The sequence below is a fragment of the Microcoleus sp. B4-C2 genome (genome assembly GCF_036705265.1).
GTDB lineage: Bacteria > Cyanobacteriota > Cyanobacteriia > Cyanobacteriales > Microcoleaceae > Microcoleus.
Genome location: NZ_JAUBUB010000074.1, coordinates 21,690 through 32,708, shown reverse-complemented (window position 1 = coordinate 32,708; position 11,019 = coordinate 21,690). Strand labels below are relative to the sequence as shown.

Sequence of the window (11,019 nt, the reverse complement as noted above, 5' to 3'; positions counted from 1 at the left end):
TGTGGGATGGGCGTCCCGCCCGTCCTTTTTGGAGGGGCGGGACGCCCATCCCACAAACTTGTGGAAGTTATTTAATTCTCATTCCTTACTTAAATGCGAAGATACAATTTACGTTGCGCGAGTCCTGAAAAACGTTAAAGTAAGAAACAACTCGGAAATTGTAAAGGTTTGCTTGAAAGTTCGGCTGATGGGAGATCGGGAGAACCAGTCAATTTCTAATTTAGGTGAAGTGGGGAGTGCCGGCGATCGCCATACTGCATCAGAAGCACTGTGGCTGCGCGATCGAGCCTTGGCAGCTACTAGCAGTGGCATTGTCATTGCTGACGCCAATGCACCAGATTGTCCCATAATTTATTGCAATCCGGCCTTTGAACGGATGACGGGTTACTGCGCCAGTGAAATCTTGGGGCGTAATTGCCGATTTTTGCAAGGCCCGGATACCGATCGAACTACTGTAGCTAAAATCCGCGAGGCCTTGCGCCAAGGTCGAGAAATCCAGACACCAATTAAAAATTACCGCAAAGACGGCACTCCTTTTTGGAGCAAATTATCGCTATCTCCCGTGCGAGACGACAACGCTAATTTGACTCACTTTGTAGGAGTTCAATCTGACTTGGCGGAACCAATATGTGAAGTGCAGCAAGCATTGCAGCAAGCTAACGACCAACTGCAAACGATTTTGGAAGCAGTTCCGGGCACAGTATCTTGGATTAGCTCGGATTTGCGCTATTTGGGGGTTAACCAGCACTTAGCCAAACTGCATGGTTTGCCGCCGTCGGCTTTTGTCGGTCAAGATATTGGTTTTCTGGGCGCTAGCTCGGATTTTAACTCTTTTGTGGTGGAGTTTTTTGCCGACGACGCTACGGAAGCGGTTAAAGAACTCAACGTTAAGGTACAAACCGACGGAGGAGAGTCGGAGGGATACTATTTGATTGTGGCTCAAAAGTACGATCGGGGCAAAGCAGCTTGTCTGGTAGGGATTGACATTACCGAGCGCAAGCGGGCAGAAGAAGCTCTGGTGCTGACTCGCAAGGCGGTGGAAAGTTCGAGTGACGCGATCGGCATCAGCGATGCGAACGGCACTCACATCTATCAAAATCAAGCGTTTTCTCAGCTATTTGAATGGGACACGGCAGAGGAATTTAAACTAGCCGGAGGTATATCGGCAGTTTTTACTGACCCCGCAGTGGCCAGGGAGGTACTCGACACGATCGCCCAAGGTTATTCTTGGTTTGGTGAAATTACCAACCGCACTAAAAGCGGTGAAACTTTGCAAGTGTTGCTGCGGGCCGATGCTATTAAAGACGCTACAGGGAAAATTGTCGGTCTGATTTACATGAATACCGATATTACCGATCGAAAGCGCACGGAACAAGAGCTGCGGCAAAGCGAGAAGCGCTTTCGATCGTTGATTGAAAATGCTAGAGACATTATTGTGATTCTCGACGATAAAGGCTTTTGCCGCTATGTATCTCCTTCCCTAGAGCGGATTTTGGGCTACCCGACGGCAGAAGTGCTTGGCCGATCTATATTTGACTTGATTCACCCTGACGAATTGCTGATAGTGGATCAAGTTTTCAAAGGTGTCATGCAAATGCCGAAAGTTAGCCTGGGCATGGCGGAATACCGAGTGAAACACAAGGATGGTTCCTGGTGCGTGTTGGAAGCGGTGGCGACGAATTTGCTCGACGAACCTTCGGTGCGGGGAATTGTGGTCAACTGTCACGACGTGACTGAACGCAAGGTGGCTGAAGAACAATTGTTGCACGATGCTTTGCACGATGCGCTGACGGAGTTGCCCAACCGTGCTTTGTTGACTGACAGGTTGGGGCAAGCTTTTGCCCGCGCCCAACGGCATCCAACCTATCAGTTTGCGGTGCTGTTTCTGGATTTGGACAGGTTTAAGGTGATTAATGACAGTCAGGGACACCGCACGGGCGATCGGCTGTTGGTGGCTGTGGCTCGCCGTCTCTTGACTTGTTTGCGGCCAGGGGATACGGTGGCTCGTCTGGGGGGAGATGAGTTTGTGATTTTGCTGGAGGAAATTCACGGTGTTGATGAGGCGATCGCCCAAGCAAAGGCAATTCTCAAAACGATCGAACGACCGCTTTATTTGGAAGGTAATAAAGTTTTAATTACTGCTAGCATCGGCATTGCCTTAAGTACCGACAAATATCAGTGGCCGGGAGATATTTTGCGCGATGCTGATATTGCGATGTACCGCGCGAAAGCTCTCGGTAAAGCTCGCTACGAAGTTTTTACCAGTGCGATGCACACTCAGGCTGTGGCTTTGATGCACTTGGAACACGATTTACGGGAGTCGGTTGAAGAACTAAATTTGAAATATTCGATAGTGGATTTTGCCTGTGGGACGGCGGCGGAAAACTCGCCGATGAGTGAAATTGATCGCAGATTGGAGCGTCCGAAGTCGCAATTGCCTACTTTAAAATTGGAATGTCCTTTTACTGTTTATTATCAGCCGATAGTTAGTTTGAAAACTGGCTCAGTTATCGGATTTGAGGCGCTGGTGCGCTGGCTGCACCCGGAACGGGGTTTAGTTTCCCCGATGGAATTTATTGCGATGGCGGAGGAAACTGGGTTAATTATGCCTTTGGGTTTGTGGGTTTTGAACGAAAGCTGTCGCCAAATTATTAAGTGGCAGAGTTTGAATTTACCTGTGGGAAATTCGCGGCTGACTGTAGCAGTAAATCTTTCCGGGAGGCAGTTTGCGGAACCGGAATCCATCGAGCAAATTAAGCAAGTTTTGCAGGAAACGGGTGTTGATGCTCGCTGTTTGAAGTTGGAGATTACTGAGAGTGTGGTGATGGAAGATGGGGAAGCGGCGGCGGCGATGCTTTCGCAGTTGAGAGACTTGGGGATTGATTTGTGCATTGATGATTTTGGTACTGGTTATTCGTCTCTGAGTTATTTGCACAAGTTCCCGATTAATATTTTGAAGGTCGATCGCTCTTTTGTCAGTCGCATCGGGGAAATGGGGGAAAATTTGGAAATCGTGCGGGCGATCGTCATGCTGGCCCGCAGTTTGGGGATGGAGGTAGTCGCAGAAGGTGTCGAAACCGCCGTCCAATTGGCTCAAATGCGGTCGATCGGCTGCGAGTACGGCCAGGGATACTTTTTCTCTAAACCTCTCGATAGTGAGGCAGCTACAGCCTTGTTGAGGCGATCGCCGAAATGGTGAACTGAACCAAATATTTAACCGGAGCAAATTGCTTGATTGTCAATAAGGGCGATCGATCTTTTCGTACTCAATGCCTTGAGTGTTAAAATCAAAATTGAGTATAATAGAAAACTATCGAGATAGGTAAAAATATATGTCTCAATCTGTTGTGCCAGCAGTCGAAGAAAAACAGATCGATACTTCCCCGACATTAACTTTTGAAGAGTACAGAGTTTATCAAAGCAATGACGATGTACAATATGAATTGTACAAAGGCAAATTAATACCGATGGCAACGGCTAGCGCATTACATACAAGCATCTGCGAATTTTGGGTTTATAAATTGCAGCGTTACCTAGCGGAACATAATCTGGATTTAGTCGTAAAAACTTCTGTGGGAGTCAGAACAGAAGATGCTACATCCCGCATTCCCGATGTAGTTGTTTGCACAGAAAGTTTGTGGCAACAAGTTCTTGCCAGACCCGGTTCTGGCATCTTAGACTTGAGCGAAACACCTTTATTTGTAGTAGAAGTAGTGAGCCAAGATCGGCGAGCAGATTATGTAGTTAAACGAGGAGAGTACGAACTAGCTAACGTGCCGGAATATGTGATTGTTGACCCAACAGAAAATAGACAGCGGGTGCGAGTTGCGGCATTTCCCGAAGGTGAAGAAAGTTATGCACAGATAGATTATTTGCCGGGAGATGACATGGTATCTGTAGTATTTCCAAATCTGAGATTATCAGTCAATGAAATATTATATCCCCCATTGGTAGAAGGGTTAATTAAGGCAGAACAAGCTCAATTGCAGAAAGCTGAAAGGTTGGCGGCGAGGTTGCGGGAATTGGGCGTAGATCCTGATGCTGTGTAGGAAATTGGATGAAGTACGCGCGAGCGAAGCTATCCCGAAGGGAATCGCCCTTGACGTATCTCAATCATCTAGCGGCAAGTCGCGCAGGAAATAAAAGCGATCGCGCCCTAAATCTTGGCCTTTAATTCGCCCTAAGTAACCCGTCAAAGGTGAGGAAAGTTCTATTAAAATTTCGTGCATTTCTTTATCTTTTAAAGGTTGGGGCGACATAGAAAACGTATAAGCACCGTGAAGCTGATTAAATTCAACACTTGTTGATGTTGTTTTTTCCAAAAAGTCTTTGACTAGCTGAACTATTTGCGATCGCACTTTAAGCTTTTCCCGCACATCGTCAATATAGCGATTAACCTTAGCATCGGCTTCCTCACCAAACGGCTGTTGTTCCAAACAAGGTTTTAACTGTAATAAATCGATCGAACCTGGTTGCTTAGCTTTCAATTCAACTAATCTTTGCAATGTTTCCGGGCGAATTACATTCATTTTACTACCAATAGCTGCTTGATTAGCTGGATTAGTTAAAGGCCCAGCCGCCAAAATAATTTTAACGGATCGATCGAACCTATCTTGACCCAAATGAGTCAAGCCTAAATGAACCAATTGAGCGGTGACACTATTAGGTACACTTTCATGTTTGCTAGCTTTGCACTCTCCCGCTACTGGATATGGAGTCTCGCAATAAAAGTCTAAACCACCAGCGCCGCCTGTTGATTCTGGATTGAGACTAGCTTTCGGATTGGTGTTAGAATTGGCAAATCCTAGCTTGATAAAACTTTTGCGGACTAACTTTTCAAATGTATTACCATCGCTAGAGTTGCCAATTTGTGCGATCGCACTTATCCATGCTAAATCCGGGTCTGGTTGTGTTGTGGGTAATTTTTCCGACCAACCTAGAAACATTTTGATTTCTGCCTCTAGTTGTTTGGCTTTTGGGTTGGTGGTGGATAAATGCACTAATACACTTTGCAACTCTTCCAATTCTGGATGTTCAGGAGGCTCTAGTTTTTCCAGCTTTTGACGGCGTTTAGCAAAGATAGACTCGCTCAACACAGGCGTTGAATCAGTAACATTTAGAGACTTTGGCAAAGGTACAAAATTGCCGCTGGGATGCACTGGCATTTCTAGCGGCTGAGGTAGCAAATAAACCCGCAGGTAAGCTACAAAAATAAAAGGACGCTGCTGGAGAATTTGCTGTAATGCCTCTGTTTTCCAGATGGTTAATCGCGACAAAGCTTCTAATGATTCCGCCTCATTCACCATTTGGCACAATTCGCACTTAGCCCAAGCTTTGATCGAAACTTTATCTGAAACTACCAGTGGGAGTTCTAATTGCCCTGACTCTGGAAACAAGCTCATTTGCTTAGGTTTCATCAAGGGCATATTAGAATTATCGGCTGGATACAAAGCAAATGTCCGCCCCGGATTCAGAAACATCCGAGGCATAGCTGCAATCATTCGTCCTTGGATTAAAGCTTCAATATCTGGAACTGGTAAAGCCAGTGCTGTTTGAAGCAAAATTGATTGGTTCATACTTAACTAAATTGGTCGCTTAGATCGCCATCATCTGTATCATCACTGCTGGTAGGGTTGAAAATATCATCTAAAAGTTGGAGTTCATCTTCCTCATCAACCACAGGCATTTGATTCGACGGATCGCTCAAAATTTCTCGCAGTAAAAGATTGTCAAAAGTGAGCTTTTTCTGAGATATCAAATCAAAAACCTCGTCTTGGGTTAAATTATACTCTGTGCATTTTTCATAAACAGCACGGAGAGCAAATAACGGTTTTATTTGCTCTTCAATCAAGTACACCAACTCACCGCCTTTTTCTACTGATACGAGTTGTTCTAGTAGCTTGTATGCTGGAGAGTTTTTGCTCATTTTCTCTATTTTTGATTGGGAACGGACTAAACAACCGCGAGTCAAATCAAATTTTTGATAATCAATTAAGCGTTTTAATCCAGCAACTAAGTCAGCTTGAGAAGTTTGAATGACTGCAACACCAATCTTGATTTTTTTTCCATTTTCTACACCAATTATCTTGAAATCAATCCAATTCGCATTTTGTAATTTTGGCTTAACCTCTGTCATAATGTTATTTATTTTTACATTATCTACAGTCTCACCTATCAGAGTTAAAAAGCCAAAGCAAATAGCATTAGCAATTGTGAAACTATCCTTCATATCCTCTCGGATGTCTTCCTCAAGTTCCTTGGTAAAAGCAAGCTCAAACCGTTCAGCAGGATCTTCTGGAAGTTCAGGCGTTGGAGGCATAAAAACTTTAAAATTCTCGGCACACCATATCAAAGCTTCGCGTACAGTTGGCTTACCTCTGCCATATTCTCTCAGTTGACTTTCCTCAAATGGGTAGACCGGATGAGGAGGGTTTAAATTCCTGACTTGATAAAAATCTTGCAACCATAGTTTGACTAAATCAACTAAATAATCGCCATTCAAGTAGTTTAAATCGATTGGTTTTCGCTGCGTGTATGTTGAAACTCGATCGGCTATACTACCAGGCATCATATTAACTGTTTGTTGCCAAGTATCGGGCGCCATTACTGTGATAATAACTAAACCTTGACTGAGTTCTGATTGTTCGAGAGTATCGTACAAACGCTTAACAAGATCGGCAATCACCTGCGGTGTTGTCAAGCCATCATCTCTACAACTTGTCTTTACATCTATTTCATCAAAACAAATGATGATAGGACGGTAGTAACTCACCAAATTTAAAATTTTCTGGACATTGTTAAGAGATTCTACTTCTCTCTCCTGATTAGTCTTGCCGGAATTAGTCGGCAATCCTAGTTCCTCAGCTTTAGATTTATCTAACTCTTCACCAGACAACCATTTGATAGCAAAAGGTGTTTCAGTGTCTGATAATGTCCACAAAACCGCTCGAACAATATAAGGGTCTACATTTGATCTTGTCTTAAGAAATTGCTTAGTTAGGGCTTTCATGTAATTTTTATTTTTAGTAGCCCAACTAGCACATACTTGATCAAATTGATCGAGTAGTTTTTGAGGAGAAAGATTTGGTGTAGCAGGATTAATAGCTTTGAAACATTCGTTAGCCATTGCTGCTGCTATTTCCTGGCATTGCATGACACCTTGGCTACTTATTCGACTTAAACTGTTAACTAAAGTTTGCTGAAATTGGTATTTGATAAAGTTCAAGTCGGTGTAATTGTTAACACTCGCATAAACGAATAAAGCATTACCATTGCTTTCTAGCCTGTGGCGAGTACGATTCAAAATGTGGCTTTTTCCCACTCCCATTGAAGCAGTTAATACCAGTGAAGTCACCTTTTCTTGACTAGATTGACTTGTCTTTACTTTTTTAACTGCCTGAAAAATTGCATCGGAAGCATGAGCATTTAGAGTAGGAAGATCGGGGAACCCTTTCCCCCAAATATCTTGCTCTTTGACAATGCCAGCTTTGCTAAATGGATTGTGATTTTGAATTGCAGCATTCAGGGCTTCTATCGGGGAAACTGGTATATTGTTCATGGTTATCGGGTGTGAGGTAACGAACTACAAAAAGATTGAGAACAATTTTATGGATTTAAGCGCTTGGCGTAGTAACGCAATGTACCACCAGGAATGATGATTGAGTCTTCACGTTTATCTGGGGTGATGTCTGGGGTTTCCCCTGCCATTAGCTGAAAAATATCAGTAGCCTGCATTTCCAACAGCCATTCATTGAACTCCGATCGCCCTACCCTTTCCCCGATCGCCCGACGCATCCGATAAATCGGCACTAAATCGTCTAAGTTATAATCCCGGTTCAAGCTGTCATACACATCGAGCGCCACAGCCTTAAAATCGTTATATGATGCGATCGTCCCTACATCCCCCTTCCCCGCCTCAACCCGAACACTTGCCGCACCATCCTGATGCCGAATCCACTTCAACAAAGAATTTCCCAGCCGAGTACCAATTTGAGAACCATCAAACTCAAACAAAGAATCCCGACTTTTCAGCCCCTGCGCTAAAACTTCTTTCCCCTTCGCCGTCAATTCCACCAGCGTCACCCGATTTACCAGCGAATACTCGATCGCCCCAGTCGCCTGCAACTCGCCCAGCACTTCCACATATCTCTGACTCGTCTCATTAGTCCGCACAATCCGCTTAGTCAACTCCCCCTTTTTCACCTTCATCTTCCCGCCGCTCAAATCCCACAAATTCAGTAGTACCCGAACTTTCGCCTTCGCATCCCACACCGCTTGCTCTTCCGGTGTCAAAGTTATAGGCACCGCAACTTCACTTTTCTCAGACATATCCATACCTTTAAATACTTGTTTTTACTTTTAAATTTTACCAGAAACCTTGCTGGCAAACATTTAAACTTTTCCGCAAGCACGCGGGCGAACCTGCGAATAACTTATGCTTATTTCATTGTTAAATAATTTTGTCACTCATCACCACAGTAAAATTCGATTACCAAAAAGATGAGGATTGACTAAAAACTTGTGAATTGATAAAATAAAATGTTTGATACATTATCGCAATTCTAATTCTCTGCACCAAATGCGATCGAAACATTTTTAAGCACAGCTCGCTAGGCTCTAGCAACCTCAACAAATGTAGCGATCCCAACCGCAGCTAATAACCCGGAAATCAGCCTAACTGCGACTTTAGTTCAATGCCCGATTCAGTCTTTAGAAAGACGAATGCAACCTAAACATCTTGTTACATTGCAATGGCAATCAAAACATTGAACAAGATTTTACCCATGAAAACTATTCCCGACCAAATTTCCAACATCAAAGAAAAACTTCCCGACTTTACTCCCACCCCTCCTGGTTTAAAAGCTCAAGCATCTAGCCACGACCTCAAAGCCCGTTTAGATTGGGGCGAACCCGGACTCACAATCATCGACGCCCGTGACTTTGAAACCTTCACTAAAAGCCACATTACCGGCGCCGTACCGATGCCAATAGACGAATTAGTAGAGCGAGCACAATCGAGTTTAGAACCCATCCGCGACATCTACATCTACGGCGAAAACGACCAACAAACCGCCGAAGCTGCCAATCTTCTCCGCGCAGCAGGCTTTCAAAAAGTAGCCGAACTAAAAGGCGGAATTCCTGCTTGGAAAGCCATTGACGGCCCCATCGACGGCGCTACCGAACACGATACTCCCGGCCCCGACGCCTACAACGTTTTCTCTCGCTTGCAACACCACGCCGAAGCGCAGAAAGTCAACAAATAACCTCAGATTGCCGGCAGAATTAGCCCACAGAATCTGACACTTAATAAACCCGGTATCGCAAAAGTTACCGGGTTTATTAGACCTCTTGCAAAAATCCTTTTCCTCCCTCAATTAATGGGACGGGCAAGATGCCCATCCCACAAGAAAAAATAACTCTTGTGGGATGGGCATCTTGCCCGTCCCAATTATTTTTGCAAGAGGTTTATAGATATGAACTTATACTAAATCCTGCCTCAATTTTCTTAGCAAACAGTATATGTAGGGTGCGTCGCCCTCAAAAATCTTAAATAATATCCACAATCTTTGAGGGACGCACCTGACACAATATTTCAGCAAACAAACCCACACTCATTATTGTTGAAAGACGAGGCGAGAATTAGTATAACTTCCTGCCATCCAAATATGCCTTAACTTCCCCAAACATTAGGCGGTTTGCATCAAAAGTAATCCGTTTAACAGCCTCCTCAAAAGAAAGCCAAGCAGAATTTTGAACCTCCTCCTCTTGCAAAACAACTTCCATCGAATTGACAAAACCTAAAAAATAAGTCACACTCTTTTGAATCGGCTCCCCATCCTTAACAAAAGAATAGTGTTCCGTAAAACTGGGCTCATCCAGCATTTCAAAATCCGATATACCTGTTTCCTCCTCAAATTCCCGCCTTGCCGTTTCCGCAGGAGATTCCCCCGGATTCGCGTGACCTTTCGGAAACGCCCAATGTCCCGCTTGATGTTGAATCAACAAAAACAAAGCATCAGCTTCCTTTCCAAAAATCGGCACAATCCCAAAACATTCATCTTTCATTTTCCTGATATTTCCTATTAACTATTAGTTTTTTTTAGTCCGCGTAAGCGAACTTAATTTGTGTAGATGCGATTTCAATCGCCGAGTCTCTGAAATTCCCACCCCAAGCGAGTTTGCTGTTCATAAACCCGCTTCAAAGTATTAACATCCCTCGCAGAAATAGGCGGAGGATTTCTCACCTGAGAAAAATAAAGCACATCAGTTTCCATCAAACTGTGGCCCCAAATTCCCAAAGCGTGACCCAACTCGTGCCGCGCCGTCGCCGGAATATACTTACCCACTTGAGTCGGATTCAGATAAACCGAAAACCGATGAGATAACACAGTTTTATCCCCATCCCGACGGGCGTACAATTCATAGGTAGCCTCTCCAGAACGCGATCGCAAAACCCCTTGACGCAAAGGCGGAGCCCGACGTAAAATCCTAATATCAGCCACCTCCGAACTATCCACGACTTCCAAAGGCAAATAAACCCCCCATTCTCGCACCACATCCAACACAGCCGCCACCCATTCTTCAGACTTATTAGCATCAACAGGACGCTCAACATAAACCTGAATCGGAAACTTCGACCACAACAAATGACCGAAATTCGGTGGCTTAACCTGGTCAAAATAATCACCGCTATCCGTGGAATCTTGCCAATTTGCTAGCGTTGGCGGCAAAGGATGAACCTGTGGATTCGGCAAACTATTGGGGAGAGAAGAAAGAGTCGCCGCCGGAGTATTAACCTGAGTAAAAATTATCAGGCTAAAACAACATACAGCCAATCCCAAACCAGCCAGCAATCGAGGTTTTACCGTAAGTTTCCACAACCGCATTTTTCTGACTGCACTTAAATTTCATCTTTAGGGCGGGCTAGAAGCCCAACCCCTACTCCCCACAATAATTTATTTATGTGGCACGGGCGTCTCGCCCGTGAACTAATGTTTATGTGGCACGGGCGTCTCGCCC

At 44.5% G+C, this 11,019-nt stretch carries 8 protein-coding genes; 3 read left to right on the top strand and 5 right to left on the bottom strand.

What is annotated here, in order from left to right:
• The first annotated feature begins 187 nt into the window (after positions 1 to 187).
• The gene (locus tag QUB20_RS20180) at positions 188 to 3,199 is read left to right on the top strand and encodes an EAL domain-containing protein (RefSeq protein WP_333247483.1); all 3,012 of its coding nucleotides are present in this window, start codon (positions 188 to 190) and stop codon (positions 3,197 to 3,199) included.
• Between the two features lie 133 nt (positions 3,200 to 3,332).
• Positions 3,333 to 4,049 (top strand): Uma2 family endonuclease, encoded by a 717-nt coding sequence (locus QUB20_RS20175; RefSeq protein WP_333057618.1) that lies wholly within the window; start codon positions 3,333 to 3,335, stop codon positions 4,047 to 4,049.
• 60 nt (positions 4,050 to 4,109) lie between these two features.
• Here QUB20_RS20175 and QUB20_RS20170 read toward each other — a convergent pair whose 3' ends face one another.
• Genes QUB20_RS20170 through QUB20_RS20160 form a run of 3 tightly spaced genes read right to left on the bottom strand, consistent with a single transcriptional unit; the run spans position 4,110 to position 8,328 of the window.
• A complete protein-coding gene (locus QUB20_RS20170; RefSeq protein WP_333247481.1) occupies positions 4,110 to 5,576 on the bottom strand; it encodes a DUF1802 family protein in 1,467 nt (488 codons plus the stop codon).
• Between the two features lie 2 nt (positions 5,577 to 5,578).
• Positions 5,579 to 7,558 carry a P-loop NTPase fold protein gene (locus QUB20_RS20165; RefSeq protein ID WP_333247479.1) on the bottom strand — a complete coding sequence of 660 codons (1,980 nt, stop codon included), beginning with the start codon at positions 7,556 to 7,558 and terminating at the stop codon, positions 5,579 to 5,581.
• A gap of 47 nt (positions 7,559 to 7,605) precedes the next feature.
• Positions 7,606 to 8,328 carry a hypothetical protein gene (locus QUB20_RS20160; RefSeq protein ID WP_333247477.1) on the bottom strand — a complete coding sequence of 241 codons (723 nt, stop codon included), beginning with the start codon at positions 8,326 to 8,328 and terminating at the stop codon, positions 7,606 to 7,608.
• A 422-nt stretch (positions 8,329 to 8,750) separates the two neighbouring features.
• Here QUB20_RS20160 and QUB20_RS20155 point away from each other — a divergent pair, with 422 nt between their 5' ends.
• Positions 8,751 to 9,263 carry a rhodanese-like domain-containing protein gene (locus QUB20_RS20155; RefSeq protein ID WP_333291608.1) on the top strand — a complete coding sequence of 171 codons (513 nt, stop codon included), beginning with the start codon at positions 8,751 to 8,753 and terminating at the stop codon, positions 9,261 to 9,263.
• Positions 9,264 to 9,639: 376 nt separating this feature from the next.
• Here QUB20_RS20155 and QUB20_RS20150 read toward each other — a convergent pair whose 3' ends face one another.
• On the bottom strand, positions 9,640 to 10,065 hold the full coding sequence (locus tag QUB20_RS20150) for an NUDIX domain-containing protein (RefSeq protein WP_333247473.1): 426 nt from the start codon (positions 10,063 to 10,065) through the stop codon (positions 9,640 to 9,642).
• A gap of 74 nt (positions 10,066 to 10,139) precedes the next feature.
• Positions 10,140 to 10,886 carry a peptidase gene (locus QUB20_RS20145; RefSeq protein ID WP_333247470.1) on the bottom strand — a complete coding sequence of 249 codons (747 nt, stop codon included), beginning with the start codon at positions 10,884 to 10,886 and terminating at the stop codon, positions 10,140 to 10,142.
• Positions 10,887 to 11,019 lie beyond the last annotated feature (133 nt).

Excerpts from the sequence above, each read along its gene's own strand:
- QUB20_RS20180 (WP_333247483.1), top strand. The coding sequence starts at position 188 with ATGGGAGATCGGGAGAACCAGTCAATTTCTAATTTAGGTGAAGTGGGG.
- QUB20_RS20175 (WP_333057618.1), top strand. The coding sequence starts at position 3,333 with ATGTCTCAATCTGTTGTGCCAGCAGTCGAAGAAAAACAGATCGATACT.
- QUB20_RS20170 (WP_333247481.1), bottom strand. The coding sequence starts at position 5,576 with ATGAACCAATCAATTTTGCTTCAAACAGCACTGGCTTTACCAGTTCCA.
- QUB20_RS20165 (WP_333247479.1), bottom strand. The coding sequence starts at position 7,558 with ATGAACAATATACCAGTTTCCCCGATAGAAGCCCTGAATGCTGCAATT.
- QUB20_RS20160 (WP_333247477.1), bottom strand. The coding sequence starts at position 8,328 with ATGTCTGAGAAAAGTGAAGTTGCGGTGCCTATAACTTTGACACCGGAA.
- QUB20_RS20155 (WP_333291608.1), top strand. The coding sequence starts at position 8,751 with ATGGCAATCAAAACATTGAACAAGATTTTACCCATGAAAACTATTCCC.
- QUB20_RS20150 (WP_333247473.1), bottom strand. The coding sequence starts at position 10,065 with ATGAAAGATGAATGTTTTGGGATTGTGCCGATTTTTGGAAAGGAAGCT.
- QUB20_RS20145 (WP_333247470.1), bottom strand. The coding sequence starts at position 10,886 with ATGCGGTTGTGGAAACTTACGGTAAAACCTCGATTGCTGGCTGGTTTG.